General features: G+C 36.6%; 16 protein-coding genes. 13 read left to right on the forward strand and 3 right to left on the reverse strand.

Annotated elements, in window-relative coordinates:
- The first annotated feature begins 70 nt into the window (after nt 1-70).
- From ftsE to UtA1_RS06860, 5 genes are all read left to right on the forward strand, one after another.
- Nucleotides 71-757 (forward strand): cell division ATP-binding protein FtsE, encoded by a 687-nt coding sequence (gene ftsE / locus UtA1_RS06840; protein ID WP_016839253.1) that lies wholly within the window; start codon nt 71-73, stop codon nt 755-757.
- Nucleotides 747-1,646, forward strand: coding sequence for a permease-like cell division protein FtsX (gene ftsX, locus UtA1_RS06845; RefSeq protein ID WP_096552442.1), 900 nt, complete (start codon nt 747-749; stop codon nt 1,644-1,646). The genes ftsE and ftsX overlap by 11 nt, the downstream gene beginning before the upstream one ends.
- 20 nt (nt 1,647-1,666) lie before the next feature.
- Nucleotides 1,667-2,896, forward strand: a complete 1,230-nt coding sequence (locus tag UtA1_RS06850) for a murein hydrolase activator EnvC family protein (protein ID WP_096550494.1) — start codon at nt 1,667-1,669, stop codon at nt 2,894-2,896.
- Nucleotides 2,897-3,068: 172 nt separating this feature from the next.
- Nucleotides 3,069-3,650 (forward strand): peroxiredoxin family protein, encoded by a 582-nt coding sequence (locus tag UtA1_RS06855; RefSeq protein ID WP_016839256.1) that lies wholly within the window; start codon nt 3,069-3,071, stop codon nt 3,648-3,650.
- A gap of 69 nt (nt 3,651-3,719) precedes the next feature.
- Nucleotides 3,720-5,159, forward strand: coding sequence for a S41 family peptidase (locus tag UtA1_RS06860; RefSeq protein ID WP_096550495.1), 1,440 nt, complete (start codon nt 3,720-3,722; stop codon nt 5,157-5,159).
- A 194-nt stretch (nt 5,160-5,353) separates the two neighbouring features.
- Here the strand turns inward: UtA1_RS06860 and UtA1_RS06865 are convergent, their stop codons facing one another.
- On the reverse strand, nt 5,354-6,475 hold the full coding sequence (locus tag UtA1_RS06865; protein ID WP_096550496.1) for an RNA-guided endonuclease InsQ/TnpB family protein: 1,122 nt from the start codon (nt 6,473-6,475) through the stop codon (nt 5,354-5,356).
- Between the two features lie 317 nt (nt 6,476-6,792).
- Between UtA1_RS06865 and UtA1_RS06870 the strand changes: the two genes are divergently transcribed.
- Nucleotides 6,793-7,959 carry a PDZ domain-containing protein gene (locus UtA1_RS06870; RefSeq protein ID WP_096550497.1) on the forward strand — a complete coding sequence of 389 codons (1,167 nt, stop codon included), beginning with the start codon at nt 6,793-6,795 and terminating at the stop codon, nt 7,957-7,959.
- A gap of 157 nt (nt 7,960-8,116) precedes the next feature.
- On the opposite strand, the gene UtA1_RS06875 is transcribed toward UtA1_RS06870, so the two are convergent.
- Complete coding sequence (locus UtA1_RS06875) at nt 8,117-8,440, reverse strand: AzlD domain-containing protein (protein ID WP_016839259.1); 324 nt, start codon at nt 8,438-8,440, stop codon at nt 8,117-8,119.
- Nucleotides 8,437-9,162, reverse strand: coding sequence for an AzlC family ABC transporter permease (locus UtA1_RS06880; protein WP_232019913.1), 726 nt, complete (start codon nt 9,160-9,162; stop codon nt 8,437-8,439). The genes UtA1_RS06875 and UtA1_RS06880 overlap by 4 nt, the downstream gene beginning before the upstream one ends.
- Before the next feature lie 275 nt (nt 9,163-9,437).
- On the opposite strand from UtA1_RS06880, the gene UtA1_RS06885 reads away from it, so the two are divergent.
- The 7 genes from UtA1_RS06885 to UtA1_RS06915 all read left to right on the forward strand — a co-directional run bounded on the left by UtA1_RS06885 (nt 9,438) and on the right by UtA1_RS06915 (nt 20,779).
- Nucleotides 9,438-9,989, forward strand: coding sequence for a helix-turn-helix domain-containing protein (locus UtA1_RS06885; protein ID WP_096550499.1), 552 nt, complete (start codon nt 9,438-9,440; stop codon nt 9,987-9,989).
- 11 nt (nt 9,990-10,000) lie between these two features.
- Nucleotides 10,001-10,648: a TVP38/TMEM64 family protein gene (locus tag UtA1_RS06890; RefSeq protein ID WP_096550500.1), complete on the forward strand. Its 648-nt coding sequence runs from the start codon at nt 10,001-10,003 to the stop codon at nt 10,646-10,648.
- 134 nt (nt 10,649-10,782) lie between these two features.
- The gene (gene addB, locus UtA1_RS06895) at nt 10,783-14,298 is read left to right on the forward strand and encodes a helicase-exonuclease AddAB subunit AddB (RefSeq protein ID WP_096550501.1); all 3,516 of its coding nucleotides are present in this window, start codon (nt 10,783-10,785) and stop codon (nt 14,296-14,298) included.
- Nucleotides 14,279-18,004, forward strand: a complete 3,726-nt coding sequence (gene addA, locus UtA1_RS06900; RefSeq protein WP_096550502.1) for a helicase-exonuclease AddAB subunit AddA — start codon at nt 14,279-14,281, stop codon at nt 18,002-18,004. The genes addB and addA overlap by 20 nt, the downstream gene beginning before the upstream one ends.
- A 74-nt stretch (nt 18,005-18,078) precedes the next feature.
- Nucleotides 18,079-19,251 (forward strand): DUF418 domain-containing protein, encoded by a 1,173-nt coding sequence (locus UtA1_RS06905; protein WP_232019914.1) that lies wholly within the window; start codon nt 18,079-18,081, stop codon nt 19,249-19,251.
- Between the two features lie 89 nt (nt 19,252-19,340).
- Nucleotides 19,341-20,249 (forward strand): fumarylacetoacetate hydrolase family protein, encoded by a 909-nt coding sequence (locus UtA1_RS06910; RefSeq protein WP_016839266.1) that lies wholly within the window; start codon nt 19,341-19,343, stop codon nt 20,247-20,249.
- A gap of 167 nt (nt 20,250-20,416) precedes the next feature.
- Nucleotides 20,417-20,779, forward strand: a complete 363-nt coding sequence (locus UtA1_RS06915) for a DUF1516 family protein (protein ID WP_016839267.1) — start codon at nt 20,417-20,419, stop codon at nt 20,777-20,779.
- Nucleotides 20,780-20,876: the final 97 nt, after the last annotated feature.

Raw genomic sequence — 20,876 nt, forward strand, 5'->3', positions numbered from 1 at the left:
TTATGCGTTCTATAAAGTGATATAATATTAATTGGTGAATTTACTATAGATAGAACTTAGGTGAAAATTAATGATACATATGAAAGAAGTTTACAAAAAATACCCGAATGGTGTAGTAGCTGTAAACGGTATTTCTGTAGATATAAAGCAAGGTGAATTTGTTTATGTTGTCGGTCCCTCAGGGGCTGGGAAATCGACATTCATTAAACTTATGTATCGTGAAGAAGTACCTACTTCTGGAGAAGTCATCATAAATGGCGTCAATACATCAAAATTAAAACGAAAGGAAGTTCCTCACTTTAGAAGGCAGCTTGGTATTGTGTTCCAAGACTTTAAATTGCTTCCAAAATTAACTGTTTACGAAAACGTTGCCTTTGCAATGGAAGTAATTGAAGAACATCCAAAAGTGATTCGTAAACGGGTTATGGAAGTGTTGGAACTGGTAGGGCTAAAACATAAAGTTCGCATGTTTCCAAGCGAATTATCAGGGGGAGAACAGCAACGAGTTTCGATTGCTCGATCCATTGTGAATATGCCAAAAGTTGTGATTGCGGACGAGCCTACAGGAAACCTTGACCCGGAAAACTCTTGGGAGATTATGAGGATCTTCGAAGAAATTAATACGATGGGAACGACCGTTGTCATGGCAACTCACAACCGAGAAATTGTCAATCAAATTCGCAAGCGAGTGATTGCAATTGAAGGTGGTATGATTGTAAGAGACGTTTTCGGAGGTGAATATGGTTATGAAATATAGAACCCTCCAACGTCATTTTCGAGAAAGTTTGAAAAGTTTGAGCCGTAACGGTTGGATGTCAATCGCTTCCATCAGTGCAGTTACTGTAACCCTTTTGTTAGTTGGTATTTTTGCATTGGTGATGATGAACTTAAATAATTTTGCAGACAATATTGAGAATGATGTAGAAATCCGCGTTTTGATTGATATTATTAACGATCCTGAAGAAATGAAGATTGCAGAAGATAAGTTAATTCGCCAAGTGCAAAGTTTACCGGATGTTGCAGAAGTAAAATACTCGTCAAAAGAAGACGAATTACAAATTTTAATAGAAAACTATGGTGAAGATTTTAGCTTATATGAACAAAGCAATCCGTTAAGAAACGTTTTATATGTAAAGGCAAAAGAGCCAGAACAAACAGCAGATCTTGCGAAGAAAATCGAAAAGTTTGACCATACATATGATGTTATTTACGGAGAAGAAAAAGTTGAAAATTTATTTAATTACTTAAATACTGGTCGCAATATTGGCCTAGTTTTAATTTTAGGTCTTTTATTTACAGCGATTTTCTTGATTTACAATACAATTCGCATTACGATCATTGCTCGTCGTGATGAGATTGAAATTATGAAACTTGTAGGGGCAACAAGCTCTTTTGTACGAATTCCGTTTTTATTCGAAGGATTGTGGCTTGGTATATTTGGATCGATAATTCCAATGATTGTCGTATCTGTCGTTTACTATAACCTTTACCACAAATTGACCCCAAAAATTCATGGTAAAATGTTACAACTGTTAGAAGTAACTCCTCTAATCTATCAAGTGAATTTAATAATTTTAGCGCTTGGTATCTTTATAGGAGTTTGGGGTAGCTTCATGTCTGTACGAAAATTCCTGAAAGTCTATTAAGCTGAAGGAGGAACCATTTGATGGGGAACTTTGCAAAACACCATTTCAAATTATTTGCTGCTCTAGTAGCTGTACTATTATTCATACAAATACCAGTTACCTATGCAGCGAACTTGTCGGATTTAAAAAATAAACAAAGTCAAGTAGAGCAACAGAAAAAACAATTGAATGCACAAATTCATCAAAAATCCAATGAAATTAATTCAAATCAATCCAAACAAGAACAATTGTTAGCTCAAATTGATCAGCTTGTGAATCAAATTTCGAAAACGAATGAAGAAATTAAACAAGTAGAAAAAGAGATTGGACAAGCAAATGAAAAAATTGAAGCTTTGGAAGAGGAAATCGAAGAGCTTCAGAAAAAGATTGATGAGCGAAATGCATTGTTAGAAGAACGGGCACGTGCTCTTCAAGCAAATGGTTCTGTCACCTTCTTAGATGTTTTGTTAGGTTCAAACAGCTTTGTTGATTTTATTGATCGTTTTTCAGCGGTTAATACATTAATTGAGGCGGATCGCCAAATTATTCGTGATCAAAAAAATGACCAACAGAAATTAGAAGAACAAAAATTAGTTCTTGAAAATACGAAACGCAAACTTGAAGAGCAGCAATCAAAACTAGAAAATTTAAAAGCATCTTTAACTTCTCAAAAACAAGAAAAAAATAGATTAATAGATGAACTCGAAAAAGAACAACAAAAACTATTAAACGAGAAAAAATTATTAGAAAAACAATATTCCGAGTATCTCGAAATCAGTAAAGAACTGCAAGAACAAATCGCAGAAATCCAAAGACAACAATTAAGCAAAGCTCAATCTGCAGGTAATTTACCAGTTTCAGATAGCGGATTTATGAAACCGACAAACGGTGTTTTAACAAGTGGTTATGGCTGGCGAAATCTTGGTTATGGTCCTGAGTTCCACTATGGAATTGACTTAGCAAATAGTGCAGGAACGCCAATTGTAGCATCTGCTGACGGAGTTGTGACATATGCTTCATCACTGAGTACTTACGGAAATGTTGTGATGATTACTCACAATATTAACGGCGAAATCTATACAACACTATATGCTCATCTAAGATCCTTTAATGTAAGTGTTGGGGATGTCGTGAAACAAGGGCAACAAATTGCTGAAATGGGCTCCACTGGTCGTTCCACAGGTCCTCACTTGCATTTTGAAGTTCATATCGGTACTTGGAGAGGACAAACTGCCGGCGTCCAAAACCCACTTCGCTATATTTCACTATAATGAAAGTATAAAGGCTGCATAGAAAGTATTGTTTTCTATGCAGCCATTTATTTTTATAGCTATTCAGTTATGGTTTTCATCATCTTGACATAGATTCTCCAGATGTACTCTGCTAAATTTATGTTATTCTATAAGTACATGGGTTTCATTTGGAGCAATCTGGAGGGATTGAATGAACAACAAGAAGAAAGTGATAAGTGCATTGCTCATAATAGCATTAGTAGTTATTGCAGTTACTACGTTTATCAATAAAAAATTGGATATAAATAAAAATACCCTTGATGATAATATTCCAGGGTATGAAGTGAAATCCGACAGCCCCCAAAGTGTTGGGTTAGGAAAGCCTGCACCGGATTTTACTTTAAAAACTTTAGATGGGAATACAATGACTCTTTCTGATTTAAAAGGAAAAAAAGTGATATTAAATTTTTGGGCATCTTGGTGTCCACCTTGTAAAGACGAAATGCCTTATTTCCAAGAATATTATAAGAAATATGCAAAGAAAGATAATGTGGAAATTGTTGCAGTGAATCTTACTTTTAACGATAATTTAACCAATGTTGAAAACTTCGTGAAAAGCTATGATTTAACATTTCCCATTCTCCTAATGGAAGAAGAAGGATTAAATTTAACATATAAAATATACACAATTCCTTCCACATTCATGATTAATACAAAAGGCGAAATTGAAAAACAGATTTTAGGACCGTTAGACCTAGACACGTTAAGAGATTATATTACAAATTTAGAGTAAAAAAATCGCTCTTTTGCATGTGTTATTACTACTCGTTCTTACATAGATTGAACGAGAGGAGGAAAGTGAGTGCGAAAGAGTCGATTTTTTTTCATTTTGGCAATTGTTTGTTTGTTAGCTGCCATCATTGTGTATTGGAAAAGTGATATGAAATCCGAAACAGCAGTAAAAGGAAGTGATATCCCTGTAATTGACCAAGCTTTTTCACTCATAAAAGAAAAATCAGTTTTTGACGCAAAAGATGAGGATTTGATTGAAGGCGCGTTAAGAGGAATGACGGAAGCAATTAAGGATCCGTACAGCACGTACTATACCGAAAAAGAAGCAGCCATTCATCGTCAGTCTTTAGCAGGACAACGGGTTGGTATAGGTATTGAAATTACAGAAAAAGATGGAAGATTTATCGTTGTATCTCCTGTTAAATCATCTCCTGCTGAAAAAGCAGGTATACGCCCTTATGATGAAATTGTAGAAGTGGATGGTGTGCGTTTAGAGGGCAAAACCCTTGGAGAGTTGTTGCAATTAATTCAAGGGAAAGCTGGAGAAAAAGTAACCCTTGTTTTATATCGTCCAAGCACAGACAGGCACATTAAAGTAACTGTTGAGCGGGCAGAAATTGATAATCAAACGGTATCATGGAAAGTGATTCCGGTTGATGATACAAAAATTGGATACATTTCCATCTCAATGTTTGGAGAAGAGACGGTAGAAGAATGGATCGAAGCAACTGCGAGATTGATATCGGATGATGTAAAAGGGTTGATAGTCGATTTGCGCGATAATCCTGGAGGTTATTTACATAGCGTTGCTGGCGTCGTAAGTAGCATCGGGAAAGATGGAGAAGTTTTTGCTTATATGCAAAATGCAGAAGGAAAGCTTGAAGCAATTAAAACAACAAAACTTGACGTTGATGAGGACTATTTGAAGAAAATGAAGGTCATTCCTTTAGTTGTTCTCCAAAATGAAGGAAGTGCATCGGCAAGTGAAGTGATGGTAGGAGCGCTGAAAAGTTGGAATCGTGCAATTATCGTAGGTTTAAAAAGTTTTGGAAAAGGAACGGTTCAAGAAACTTATGATTTGGAAAATGGTGGAGAATTAAAATTATCAACGAACAAATGGCTTACTCCTAATCGAGATTGGATTCATGGAAAAGGAATCGAGTCAGATATCGAAGTGGAACAACATCCGCTGTTTGCAATGGAAATTACACCGCTGCGAGGCGAATTTGCTGAAGGAGACTATAGTGAAGAGATAGCCTACGTACAAAAGGTATTAAATGGATTAGGTTATAACATGGTGAGGACTGACGGATTTTATGATGAACAAACAGCAGAAGCAGTGGCCTCCTATCGACAAAAACATGATTTGAAGAGCGGAAGGCATATGGATGACGAGTTTTTTGCAAGCATTCGAGATCAAGTCGCTTTATATAAAGAAGATATGGAACATGATGTACAGTTGAAAATGGGCTTAAGTGTAATGCTTCATAAAATCAAAGGGGATATTTAACGTTTTGAAGGTGAGGCTGTCTAGAATACATTTCTAGGCAGCTTTTTGTATCAAAGATTTTCATAAATATTACCATATTTATCGTGAACTACCCGCCGCCTACGCTTCGCTTAGAGGTGGGGGCTTCTCGGGTAATCCCATCTCATGATGGGAAATAGACCGAGCTATCCCTCTCGTTCCAAGAGTTCTTTTTACTATACTAACCCTAACAGCCGCAATCCTTCATGTTTGATATTGATAGAAGCGTTCCAATCACGGTCTGCCACAAAACCACAATCACAGCGAAATGTACGCTCAGAAAGAGATAGAGACTCCTTTACTCGACCGCAACATGAACAAGTTTTGGATGATGGAAACCATTTATCTATTTTGATAAGCTTTTTTCCTTGCTCTTCTAACTTGTATTGGAGAAATGTTGTAAACATCCCCCATGCGTTATCAGTAACACTTTTACCAAAATGTAGGGCTTGTGACATTCCCTTCATGTTGAGGTCTTCGACAACAACACAATCGTACTTGCTTGCAAGATGATGGGACAATTTGTGTAAAAAGTCTCTTCGTTGGTTTGCAACCTTTTCATGTAAGTTCGCTACTTTCAGTCGCTGTTTGTGCCAACGATTAGAACCTTTCTTCCTGCGTGACAAAATACGTTGTTCCTTCGCTAATTTTTTCAATGTTTGTCGATAGAAACGAGGATAATTGGCTCTCTTACCCTCTTCACTATCGACATACAGACCATCCATAGCAAAATCTAATCCAACCACATGTTGAATGTTTACTGTAGTAGTTTCTTTCTCATATTCTGTCAAAATCGAAATATAGTATTTGCCTGTCTTTGTTTTCGAAATAGTGCAAGATTTGATTTTGTAATCAGCAGGAATCTCTCTATGTTGCTTCATTTTCAGCGGCTTTTTGAACTTTGGTAATTTGATATGACCATCTTCAATCTTAATATTTCCATTGACCATATTGGTTGTATAGGATTGCTTGTGTTTTTTACTTTTGAATTTAGGGAACTCTGCACGACCTTCAAAAAAGTTCTTATAAGCATTTTGTAAATGGATTTGTGCGTTGGCTAAAGCTAAAGAATCCACTTCTTTTAGGAATGGGAATTCATCTTTGTACTTTGCTGGTGTCGGGAACTTTTGTTCTTTAAGTTTCTCTTTGTCGTCTTTGAGTTTTTCATATGTTTCTTTACGTTCTGCCAACATCTTATTGTAGACAAAGCGAACACAACCAAACGTTTTTTCCAATAACTCTTTCTGTTCTTCATTTGGATATATGCGAAACTTGAAGGCTTTGTTTTGCTTGGTTATATCAAATCACCTTACTTTAACCACGAACACTAGTTCCCTTTTTTGTTTATTGTACCATAAGTTTTGGCTATCGCCAACCGACATTCATCTCCCACCTACTCATTGGGCTATCGCCCTTCACATTCCTTGAGGATGGGAGACTTCTGTCGGAAAAAGTTAAAAATGATAAACTATTTTTAAATTTTCTAAATTATCAGAAATGATGTGTGGTACATGATTTTATTTTTTGTTGGAAGACGGGTATATTGATGCTACGCAAATTTTCATTCCTTTGATAAAATGAACAATAGTAGTAGTAGGAAACGGCGGTGGGATGAGTGATAGAGATATTAATAGAATTGTTCAGTGCAATCGGCAGAATGTTTTTAAATCCTCTATTGTATATTGCAATTTTTATGTCGATTTTTTTAGGATATGTACGAGTTAAAAGAGAGAGAAAACATTTCAATATCCGAATTTTATGGGGTTGGTCGGAATTTGCAGGCCTCATAAAAGAAGGGGTATGGTTAGCGCTCATTATTTCCGTCATTACCCTCCTTTTCGGATTGACTCAATCAGTTGAACTATTATTCTTTGTTACAGCTTTCAGTATCTTAGGACTTGTTCTTTATCAGTTTCATTTACTTTCACCAATCATTCTGTTTGCCTTGAGTATGGCTGCCATAATCTTGATGAATATTCTAAATTGGTCCTTTCAATTATTAGGGTTGACAATTCAAGGGGTAAACGTACTTGAAGGAACTGCGGTAACATGCGCATTGGTTGCAGGGTTATTGTTAATGGGGGAAAGTCGCTTAATGAAGAAATATGGATTGTATTATGCATCCCCGATTATCGAAAAGTCAAAAAGGGGATTACATGGCGTTGCTTTCTTCACGAAAAAAATTTGGTTGTTGCCGATTTTTTTCGTAATTCCTGGACAAGCAATTGATGCTTATTTTCCGTGGTGGCCACAATTTTCACTAAACCATCAACAATTTACATTGATTTTGTTCCCTGCTATCATCGGATTCCAGCAAAAGACGAGACGTTCATTGCCGTTAAATGTATATCCTAAATTATCAAGGGCGATTTTCATTTTAGGGGAATTGGTGCTAATCGGAGGACTTGTAGGATATTTTTATCCTATTGTTGCAGTTGTGACTGTATTAGTCGGCGCATTCCTTCGTTTAATAATCTCCTATATTTATAAAGTTCGAGAGCGTCGTGATGTCTATGCCGTTTCTGCGCGTCCAAATGGTGTGATGATTGCTGCTGTTTTACCGAACTCACCGGCAGAAAAAATGGGGCTTCAAGCAGGAGAGGTTATTCGCAAAGTAAACGGTATGGAAGTGCACAATGAATTGGAATTGTATAAAGCCCTTCAAATCAATGCGGCTCATTGTAAATTGGAAGTGTTAAATCATCAAAATGAATTGCGCTTAACGCAGCATGTTGTCCATAGTAAAGATCATTATCGCATTGGATTGTTAGTAGTAGAGTAACATACGAAATGGCTTAATTTTCTTTATAGAGAATTAGGCCATTTTCGTTATGTTTGGGGGCCCGTTCACCAATGGAGGAAAATTTAATAATACAAGAAAGTGATTTTCACAATAAAAAACATCGGCTCTGTGCGAAATTATCGCAACGCCGATGTAATTAAAAGAAATTTCTCAATACAGCTACCGTCAACACACCTACGACAACTGTTATGGATAAACTTTTCGTCCAAATTGCTACAAGTAATGTTGGGATGAATGCAATAGTACTTTCTATATCAAATGTGACAAATTTTCCTTCTTCACGAAGTAAGGCTTGAAATACAAGTGCACTTAAAATGCATACGGGTATAAATTGGAGCCAACGCAATACGATATTCGGTAATTGGATATTCCGTACTAATATAAATGGAGTAACGCGTGGTACCCACGTAACAAAAGCACATCCTAAAATAAGTAAAAACATGGATAGCGTAGTCGTCATTTTTCAGTCAACACCCCAATCGTTGCTACAATAATCGTCGATAAAAGTACAGCTAAATGACCAGGCATGAAATAAGAAAGAATATACAAGCTTCCAAAAACACAACCGATTAATTTTAAATAATGCATGAGTTTTCTTTTATGAACATTTGCTAAGTTTAAAACTAGCAACGCAATAAACATCGCTACTAACGCATAATCAAGACCAAAAGCTTCAGCATTTGGAATCCAATTTCCTACAAGACCTCCAACAACACATGCTGCAATCCATGTAAAATAGGCGGTTAAATTTAAACCATCCATCCAACGACCACCAAGATATTGTTCTCGTCCTATTTTTGTAATCGCAACACCAAACGTTTCATCTGTTAAAAGCGAACCAAAGCCGACATTGCGTAAAGCAGAATAACGAGTTAAATGCGGTGCTACAGTAAGCGACATTAAAAAGAATCGTAAATTAACAATAAACGTTGTAATAACCATGATGTACATTGGGGCTCCCGCTAAATATAAACCTGCAAAAATGAACTGTGCACTGCCAGCATAAACTAGTGCAGAAAGTAGAAAGATTTCTAAAATCGATAATTTTGATGTGACGCCTACTACCCCAAAAGCAAGCCCTATACTTATGTAACCTAATAACGTAGGAACGCAATCCTTCGCACCTTGTAAAAAGGAGTCATCAGAAAAACGTTGATTCACTTCCTTGACTTCCGTTGCCACACTATCCATTCCTTTCTACTAAATTTTCAAATATAATAAATGAAAAATACTGTTTTAAAAGATTGACGGAATTTTAGCAGTAAGCAGCATAAATGACTAAATCATCGTTACAGTACAAAGAGAAATTTTGTATTATGATAAATACAGAGATAATTTAATTTAAATAATCGCTAATTAATGGTAATAAACAGAAAATAAAAAATCAGAACATTCACATTTCGTTTAGTATAGTATACATTTGTCTTTTAAAATAGACAATAGGGTGGAATGAAAAAATGGATCAAATGAGTCGTAATATTGGTATACAATTAAAAAAAATTCGGAAAGAGCGGAGTTTAAGTTTGGATGATGTGGCAAAAGCTACTGATGTAAGTAAGGCACAGCTTGCCCAAATTGAAAAGGGTGAAGCAAATCCAACTGTTTCAACCCTTTGGAAAATAGCTGCAGGGTTAAAAATTTCATTTTCATCCCTTTTACAGCCACCGAAAACATTTTTCCAAAAATATAGTGTGGATCCTTCTACATATGTGTCTGAAGAAAATGGCAAATACCGTGTATATTCCATTATCCCTTATAGTCCAGAACGGGGTTGGGAATTTTATAAAATTGAAATGGATCCCGGGGTGATACATAAAAGTGAGCCCCACACGGAAGGAGTAGAGGAAACAGTTACGGTCATAGAAGGACAGGCAGTTGTCAAATGCGGCAATATGAAGGAATGTTTAGAAGAAGGTGAAACGCTCGTGTTTTCTGCTAATCAGCCGCACCAATACGAAAATCCAACAGATAAGGTGACGATTTTACATTTAATTATTCAATATCGATAGAGGTGGAACAGGTGAGTGAATGGTTTACGGTAGAAAATATTGAAGCATTGGAAGCACAATATAGAACACTAGGACCGCTAATAGGAATCCTTTTCCCTTTCTTAGAATCCTTTTTGCCGTTCCTACCTCTAGTTGTTTTCGTAGTAGCCAATGCAAGTTCTCACGGGCTTTGGTTTGGTTTTCTACTTTCCTGGGTTGGAACAGTATTAGGGTCTTATTCGGTCTTTTTGCTTGTTCGTAGATTTGGAAATAATCGTAGGGTCCAACAATTCATTAAGTATGAAAAGATGCAAAAACTCATTCAATGGGTAGATATGAAAGGAATTGCCCCACTGTTTTTATTATTGTGTTTCCCTTTTACCCCATCCGTATTAGTCAATATCGTGGCAGGGCTTTCCAATATTAAGAAAAAATATTACTTCGTCGTGTTGTTGGCAGGAAAATGTGTAATGATTTTAACAATTAGTTTACTTGGTTACGATATCGATGCATTATTGCGAAGTCCCACAAAATTAGTACTTGTCATTGTCTCAATTTTCTTATTATGGATTATCGGAAAGCAAATTGAACGATATTTAAATAAACGAGTTGAAAGAGAATTAAAAGAAGTATCGAGACTTAGAAAGAATAAGAAATTAAAAATAACTTATAAAGATTAAGCTTGGTAATTGATTGAAAAGGGGGCGTATGAAAAGTGGACAGCCCCGTTTTTATCGAATCTATTAGAAAATGTACTATAATAAATAAAATACTATTTTTCAATAAAGCAAGAGGAAATTGAAGGAGGAGCAACATGTCATTACGAATTATTAGCGGACGAGCTGGGACAGGGAAAACAGCCCTCATTCATCGAGAAATTGTGGAAGAGGTAAAATCTAATCCCTTTGGCCCACCGATTTTTTTAATTGTGCCAGACCAAATGTCTTTTTCTACGGAATACCAGCTAACGAATCACTATGATATTCAAGGGTTGATTCGTGCGCAAGTAATGACTTTTAAGCGATTATCCTGGCACGTATTACAAGAAACGGGAGGCATCGCAAAAGATAAAGTTGATAAAATTGGATATCGAATGCTCCTTAGAAGATTGTTGGAAGAAAATAAAGACCATTTTACTTTATTCCGACAAGCTGCTGATAAGCGAGGATTTACCGAAGAAATTGAGAAGATAATGAAGGAATTTAATCAGTTTAATATCGATAGTATCGCATTAAAAGAAGCAATTGAAAAATTTGAACAAGCCCAAGCTCCTCATACACTAATTGCGAAATCTAAAGACTTACAAATCATAATACAAAAATTAGAAGAAATTTTAGGGGATCGATATGTAGAAGGAGATGGACTATATCCCTTCCTTATCCAGCAAATGAAATACTCTGAAAAATTGAAAGACACTCATGTATATATCGATGGATTTACATCATTTACAGTGCGTGAGTTTGAAATTGTCAAGCAGCTTTTATCTTTAACGAAAAGAGTTAGCATTGTTCTTCCTTTTGAAGATGAACAAGATAAACACAATGAACAAGCAGTGTTTTATCGTGCTGCTCTCACATACGACAAATTAAAACAAGAAGCGACAAAATTAGGTATCGAAATTGAACCGAGAATTCATTTGGAAACAACTCACCGCTATAAAAATCGAGATTTATTTCATGTGGAACAGCAATTTTATCAGCTAACTCCAAAAAAAATCGAAGCAGAAGGTTTTATCAAGATTATTGAAGGAGCAAATCGGCGTGCTGAAGTTCATGGCATTGCCCGGGAAATAAAACGATTAGTGCAAGAAGAAAGTATTCGTTATCGTGATATCGGGATTATGTATCGACAAGCAGATGTGTATGATCCGCTAATTTCGACAATATTTGCACAATATGATATTCCTGTTTTTACCAATGAGAAAAAATCGATGTTGCATCATCCGTTAATTGAATTTAGCCGCTCTATTTTAGAAGTGATTACGTCTCATTGGAAATATGAACCGATTTTCCGTAGTGTAAAAACAGATTTATTTTTCCCATTAAACTCTAATGTAAAAGAATTAAGAGAGAAAGCGGATGTATTTGAAAACTTCGTCATTGCTCAAGGAATTTATGGAGACCGATGGATGCAAGACGACCGTTGGATGTATAAAAAATATCGAGGTTTAGAGTTTGTGACAACGAAACAAACCGATGAAGAAGAAAAGATACAAGCGATTATCGATGAAATGAAGGGTTACATTCGAGAACCTTTATTAAAATTTGAAAAACAATTAAAGAAGGCTCGTAATGGACAAGAAATCGCAACGGCTCTATTTACAACCGTTGAAGAATTGCAAATCTATGAAAAGCTTCAAGCGTTAAAAGATCAAGAACTGGAAGAAGGCAAACTGGAAGAAGCGATGGAACATGATCAGGCATGGAACCAGTGGGTAAACGTACTTGAACAATTCGCTATCATGTTTGGAGACCAGTCTTTAACGATTGAAGAAGCCGCTAAAATCTTGGATGAGGGATTTGACACGCTGAAATTTTCAAAAATTCCTCCAGCTGTTGACGAAGTGACTGTTGCAACTGTGGAGTTTTCCCGTTTTGACAATATGAAAGTTGTTTTCGTCATTGGCGTGAATGACGGAGTATATCCAATGCGTATTGACTATGAAGGATTCATAAACGATATGGACAGGGAATGGTTTTCAGGAATTGATGTGGAATTGTACCCATCATCCAAGCATCGACTCATGGAAGAAAACTTTTATATTTATCGTGCTTTTTCTTCCCCTACAGACCGTTTATATGTCACATATTCCAGCAGTGATGAGGAGAGTAAAGCTTTATTACCATCTCTTTATGTACAACGGTTGCTCAACTTATTTGAAGTAAACGGACAATACACATTGCCTCATGAAAGAATTTTTATTGACCCGATTGAAGAATGGAATAAAGAAAAAGTGCTTTCTTACTTACGACATCCGAGAACATCGTTAGCTTACTTAATGACTCAATTGAAACAAGCGGAATCAATGGAGCTTGCACCAGAATGGAGAGCGCTAAAAACGTTTTATGAACAAAGTGATGAATGGAAACCAGTGCTTGAAGTTGTAATGAAACCGTTGAAAGAAAAAAATGTTTCAGAAAAATTGGCTCAAGATTTGACGGAAGCATTATATGGGGATGACTTCACCTCCAGCGTTTCACGAATTGAAAAGTATTTTAGTTGTCCATTTGCCCATTTTGCATCCTATGGTCTTCGCTTGCAACAACGTCCGGAGTTCCGTTTAGAAACATTTGAGATGGGGGATTTGTTCCATGAAGCTTTAAAGTGGATTTCGAAGGAGACAAGCCGATTGAATTTGCCATGGAATAAATTAACGAAAGAACAATGTGCCCATCTTGCACGAGAAGCTGTAAAACAGATTGTACCGGCTTTTTCACACCAAATCTTGTTAAGCAGTTCACGCTATCGCTATATTCAACGGAAATTGATGCACATCGTTGAAAAAACGATGATTGCCCTATCACAGCATGCAAAGAATTCAACCTTTAAGCCAATAGCTGTGGAAGCGTCTTTCGGCCCTAGCAAAAATGAACAATTACCGCCTTTAGAAATAGCATTAAACGGCGGACGAAAAATGAAATTGAGAGGGCGAATTGACCGAATAGACCATGCAAAAGTTGGTGGAACATCCTACTTGCGTGTCATCGATTATAAATCTTCTGGCAGAGATTTAGATTTAAATGAAGTGTATTACGGCTTATCATTGCAATTATTAACGTATTTAGATGTAGCCGTTGAAAATTCATTGATTTTACTAAAAGAACCGGCAATGCCAGCGGGTGTCCTATACGTCCATGTGCAAAATCCTTTGTTAAAAATTGAGCAGGAGTTAAATGAATTACAAATCGAAGAAGAACGATTAAAAATGTACAAAATGAAAGGGTTGTTATCCGAAAATCAAGAGGCTGTGATTGCGATGGACGAGCGTTTAGAAGAGGATGGCAAGTCGATTATTATTCCGGTGTCGATAACGAAAAAACAGGAATTTTCCAAAACTTCGAAAGTTGTGCCGCCTGAAGCGATGGAAGAGTTGCGATTATTTGTGCGCAAAAAACATAGGGAAGCAGGGGATTCCATTTTAAGTGGTGATACTTCAATTCGACCATTTAAGTTAAAAGATCGAACTGCTTGTGATTATTGCGAATTTAAGTCGGTATGCCAATTTGACCCGACAGACGGTGAATATCAACTGTTGCAGGCAGATAAAATGCCAAATGTCGTAGAAAAAATTCGAAAGGAGTTGAATGACGATGAACTCAATTCCAACTAAGCCGAAAGACGCTACATGGACCGATGAACAATGGAAAGCCATTTGGGCAACGGGACATGATATTCTTGTTTCCGCTGCTGCAGGTTCAGGAAAAACGGCGGTGCTCGTTAATCGGATGATCGAAAAGGTCATTGCAAAAGAAAACCCGATTGATGTGGATGAACTCCTTGTCGTTACCTTTACCAATGCTTCAGCTGCGGAAATGCGCCACCGCTTAGCGGATGCTCTTGAGAAGGAAATTGCGAAAGACCCCCATAATGCTCATTTACGAAAGCAGTTGAGCCTTGTCAACAAAGCGCAAATTTCTACACTGCACTCTTTTTGTTTATCTATTGTTCGGCAATATGCTTATTTACTCGATATTGACCCGGGATTCCGCATTGCCAGTGAAGGAGAAATTTCTTTACTCAGGGATGATGTGTTAAAAGATGTGCTAGAGGAAGCCTATAGTGCTGAAGATGAAAACGAAGTTAACCGTATTTATCGGTTAGTGGATAGCTTTACGTCCGATCGAGATGACCAAGATATCGAAGTTTTGATTGATCAATTATACGATACTGCTCGAGTACATCCCGAGCCAAAAAAATGGCTTCATTCTCTAGTGGAACAATATCAGATTCCGAATGATGTGACAGTAGATGATTTACCTTTTATTGAGCATTTGAAAAGTGCTATAGAGTTTCAATTGGAGGAAGCAAGGTCTCACCTTTTAACGGTTCGTAAATATGCTATAATGCCAGATGGTCCGGCTCCATACGGAGAAACGGTGGAATTGGATTTAGCGCTCATTCAAGAGGCATCTCGTCGCATTCGCTCTTCTTGGCAAGAAGCATACGAATTCTTTTCTACATTAAAATGGTCAACTTTAGCAAGGGTGGCGAAAGATTCTTGCGATGAAGAATTAAAAAAGAAAGCGAAAGATAAGCGAAATAAAGCAAAAGACATCGTAAAAAAAATTCAAGATACGTATTTTGCTAGAAAACCAGAGCGGCTCATTGAAGAAATTCGGCTCATGGCTCCGACAATTGAAACATTGGTAAAATTAACACTTCAATTCGATGAAAAGTTTAAACAAGCAAAATTAGAAAAAGCGATTGTAGATTTTTCAGATTTAGAGCATTATGCCCTTGAAATATTAACGATAGAAGAGGATGGGAAAATAAAACCATCTCCTGTAGCAATCGAATTCCAACAGCGCTTTAAAGAAGTGCTTGTCGATGAATATCAAGATACAAATATGCTGCAGGAAACGATTTTGCAATTAGTTAAAAGCGGCGATGAGAGTAACGGCAACTTATTTATGGTAGGGGACGTAAAGCAGTCCATTTATCGCTTCCGATTGGCTGAACCAATGCTCTTTTTAAATAAGTATTTAACATTTGAGGAAGAGCCGAAATCGAGCGGTTTGAAAATCGATTTAAATGCCAATTTCCGCAGTCGAAAGGAAGTTCTATACGGAACGAACTATATATTCGAGCAAGTGATGGGTGAGAAGGTAGGAGAAATTAAATATGATGAGAAAGCAGCTTTAAAACCAAGCGCACCATATGATGATGTCGAAGTTCCAGTGGAATTAGCAATCATTTATGAAGAACAGCCAGATACTTCTACTGATAATGAAGAAGAGGATATTGATTTAATGATCCAAGAGGAAATGAAAAAATCTCAACAAGAAGCTCGTTACATTATCCAACGCATTCGAGAAATGATGGATGCTGGTGCAACAGTGTACGATACGAAGCAAAAAGACCCAGGGAAGCGAATGCGCCCAATGCGTTATAGCGATATCGTCGTTCTCATGCGATCAATGACCTGGTCGAACGATATTATTGAAGAATTTAAAGCTGCAAATATTCCTCTATATGCCGAAAGTTCCAAAGGATATTTTGAAGCGCTTGAAGTGATGATCATGATTAATTTATTAAAAGTCATTGATAATCCGTACCAGGATATCCCGCTCGCTTCTGTATTAAGAGCTCCATTTGTCGGCTTAACGGAAAATGAAATGGCACTCATTCGTTTAACTGAAAAGCAAGCATCCTTCTATGAAGCTGTAAAAATATTTGTTGAAAAAGAGCATTCAGGCCTTGAAACAGGCACACAAGCAAAGCTTGAAAAGTTTTTAAAACAATTGGATAATTGGCGAGATTTAGCACGCAGAGGCAGTCTATCTGATCTAATTTGGCAAATTTATTTAGATACAAATTATTATGAAATGGTAGGCGCGATGTCGAACGGTAAACAGCGTCAAGCTAATTTACGAGCGCTGCATGACCGAGCATTAAGTTTTGAAAAATCTTCTTTCAGGGGATTATTCCGCTTTTTACGATTCATCGATCGCATGAAATCCCGCGGGGATGATTTAGGAATTGCAAAATCGATTGGAGAGAAGGATGATGTTGTTCGTTTAGTAACGATTCACTCTTCGAAAGGGCTTGAGTATCCCGTTGTATTTGTAGCTGGATTAGGTAGTAATTTTAATCTAATGGATTTCAATCAACCATATTTATTTGATCAAGAGTACGGTTTAGCTGTTAAAGCGATAGACCCAGACAATCGAATTATGTATACTTCATTGCCATTTTTAGCGATGAAGGAAAAGAAAAAGTTAGAAATGAAAGCGGAAGAAATGCGCATTTTATATGTGGCGATGACCCGCGCAAAAGAAAAGCTCGTTCTCGTCGGCTCTGTGAAAGATTGGGAGAAAACGAAGCAAAATTGGTGTGAAGTTCAAAGTTTGGCTCAAGATGAAATGTTGCCGGATTATGTAAGGGCTCGAGCTCGAAATTATCTTGACTGGATTGGTCCAGCAATTAGTCGACATGCATCGTTTAAAGATTTTAGTGATACAGACTATACGCCGATACAACATCCATCCACTTGGCAAGTAAGCGTCATATCCAATGATTCATTCATGAAAAAACAGGAGAAAATGGAAGAAACGGAAAACGAACTTGCAAAGAAAGAAGTAGATGACAGTTTATTGCAAGAATTGGAACGTCGATTTACTCATATTTATCCATTTGAAAGAGCAACTAAGAAAAAATCTAAAACGAGTGTATCCGAAATGAAGCGCATTGAAAACTTGCAGCAAGAAGATGAGAGTGAGTACTTTGGAATTTATTATAAAAATCGCAAAAAATCATTCGTCAAGCGGCCAATTTTTATGCAAGAAAAACAATTAACTGCGACAGAGATTGGTACAGCGATGCATACCGTGATGCAACATGTACCGCAACAAGGGTTTATCAATACGGAAGAAGCACAACGGTTCCTTGAAACGTTAGTTGAAAAACAATTAATTAGAGAAGAAGAGATGAAAGCTATCCAAATTGAACAACTATTGCACTTTTTTGCTACGCCAATCGGAAAACGATTTAGCAACGCGAAAAAATTGTATCGAGAAGTACCGTTTACATTAAGTGTGTCCGATGCGGAAGGCGACTCTCAAATGATCCAAGGGATTGTCGATTGCTTAATGCAAGATTATGACGGAAAATGGGTGTTGCTCGATTACAAAACGGATAAAATATTACCGTTTTTTGATGAAGAGGAAGCGTTAATAGCTGAAATGTCGAAGCGTTATAGTGTGCAAATTCGCCTTTATGCGGAAGCTGTGGAAAAGATTTTACAAATCAAAGTAGATGAAAAGGTGCTTTACTTATTTGAGGCAGGGAAAGAAATACAGTTGGAAGCTCTGGTGTAATAAACATTCGACGTTTCTTCTTGTAAGAATTGCATGAAAATGATAGTTTAATTGTATTTAGGAGGTCGAATGTAGTGTTTCAACCAACGTCTTTGAATGAAAGAATTCATACCCTTGATATTATGAGGGGATTTAGTTTGCTTGGCATTCTAATAGTGAACATCTTTGCCTTTTCCCTGCCGCTTCCCCACATTCTTGACTTGCATAGCTGGTTTACGGATTATCAGGATGTAATGTTATATCAAACATTAGATATCTATGTACAAAGCAGTTTTTATCCTTTATTTTCGATGTTGTTTGGTTATGGTTTAGCGATGCAGTGGATCAAAGCTGAGCAAACCGGTACGAGATTTTATCCTTTCGCAACAAAACGTCTCGTTGTGTTATTCATAATTGGATTGTTGCATGCGTTTCTTATTTGGTGGGGAGACATCCTTACGATGTATGCTTTTTGCGGATTTTTCTTAATTTTATGTTTGAAATTAAAGAGTGGATGGTTGCTAACCGTTGCTTTAGCAATGAATGGTCTATTGCATTTCTTCATCCTCTCCTTATATGCCATTGCAGGTATAGCGAATGCAGAGTTTGAAACTCCTCATGTCGATATTACTGCAATTAATAATGCGATTACAGCTTACGGTATTGGAACTTGGACTGATGCCTTTTTCCAACGTTTAAATGATTTAGCGGTTCAAATGGCTCCAGGTATGTGGATTAGCGCGTTGTTTACAATTTTGCCATATATGATGATCGGAGCAGCAGCTGCTAAGTGGCGTTTAGTTGAGCGGGCAAAAGAATTGAAAGTGATGTGGATTATACTAACGATTATTTGTATTGCTGGAGGGCTTTTTATTAAAAGTGTGCCTTTTCATGTAACGCGTACTTATTTATTAGAGTATGTCCGAGTTTATATAGGAGGGCCCATATTAGCCGTAGGGTATGCGTCTTTAATTGTCGTACTTTGTCTCATACCATTTGCAACAAAACTACTAAGCCCAATCGCTAAAGTAGGACGCATGTCATTAACTATCTATATCATGCAGTCTATCATTTGCACTTTATTATTTTACAATTTCGGTTTTGGGTTATATGGAAAAGTGGATGTAATGATGGGAATTGTTATCGCCATTGGTATTTATGTCGTTCAGTTAGCCTTATCTGAATTGTGGTTTTTGAAATATCAACAAGGACCGCTTGAAAAAGCTGTAAAACGCATCACTTATGGAAAAAACGTTACGGAAAATTGAGCAATATAAATGATTTTCATGTAATATGTTATTAATACTACGCTTCGTAGTTTATTAGAATTTGTGAAAATGAAAAGGGGCTATTACGAATGAAAATTTTATCCTTTAAATTCAATAATCAAGTGAAGTTTGGTCCAAAAGTAAAAAAAGAAGAAGCAGTTTGGGATGTGTTAGCAATTCAAGAAACGCTTCAAGTGCTACCATCGTTTCCGCAAACGATTATTGAAGGCATTGCATTAGGGTATGATTTTGTTGAAAAAATTAGAAGATTAGTAGAAGTAGCAGAAAAATCAGGAGAGGTTGAAAAGTTTAAATTACCATTTAGCAAAATTGAATGGTTATCGCCAATTCCAAGAACTCCAAAAAATATTATTTGTGTAGCCAAAAATTATGATGAACATGCAAAGGAAATGGGAGTGGAAGCTGCTCCATCTGATTTAGTCATTTTCACAAAGTCACCGACGACGATTGCTGCAGACCACGATGTTTTACCAGTGCATGAAGGAAAAACGGACTCCCTTGACTATGAAGGAGAGTTGGCAGTTGTCATTGGCAAATTCGGAAAAGATATACCTGAAAAATTAGCTTATGATTATATTTTTGGGTATACGATTGCTAATGATATCACAGCCCGTGATATTCAACAGAGACACCAACAATATTTTTTAGGTAAAAGTTTGGATGCTACTTGCCCAATGGGACCATACATTGTAACGAAAGATGAGATTCCAAATCCCCAAAACTTGACGATTGTGACGAAAGTGAATGGAGAAGTACGCCAAAATGGAAATACAGAAGATATGATGTTCCCAGTAGATCGGTTGGTTTCGATTATTTCTCAGCATGTTCCACTAGAACCTGGCGACGTTATTTTAACAGGGACTCCTGCCGGGGTAGGGAAAGGAATGAATCCTCCACAATTTATAAAAGCTGGAGATGAAGTGAAGATATCGATTGAAGGTATTGGTACATTAACAAATCGTTTTGAATCAATTTAATAGAGGGTAAGAAATTGAATCCGCAATGATTGTGTTAACAGCGATAACTTGCGGATTCTTTTTCTCTTTATTAAAATAAATACAAAATAAAAAGAAGTATTATATTTGAATAGAAACTATTCACGTGTTAGGATAATCTATGAAATATACGATGAGGTGGGAAGTAGATGGATTTTTTAACAAGTTCAACGCATTTACACATCACAACATGGTTTGTTGGAATTATTTTGTTTTTAATTGCTGCCATTAAACCAAACAAAGGATTGCAAATGGCATTACGCTTATTTTATATCCTCATTATCATTACGGGTGGAGCTTTATTTATTGAAGCAATGGACTACGGTCAAGGCTTGAATTATGGAATCAAATTGCTTTTAGGTATTTTAGTGATTGGTATGATGGAGATGGTTCTTGTTCGTAAAGCTAAAGACAAACCAACAACAATATTTTGGGTTTTATTTGCAGTATTCTTATTTTTAACGTTATTCTTTGGCTTTAAATTACCAATGGGAATGAATTTCTTAGCTTAATCATTCGTGAGTTCGCAAAGTATATTTTATACTTTGCGTTTTTTTAGTTTGTAGATAGAAATTATTGCTCAATTACTCTAAAATGATTTCAACAAAT

The sequence above is a fragment of the Ureibacillus thermosphaericus genome (assembly GCF_002370195.2).
GTDB lineage: Bacteria > Bacillota > Bacilli > Bacillales_A > Planococcaceae > Ureibacillus > Ureibacillus thermosphaericus.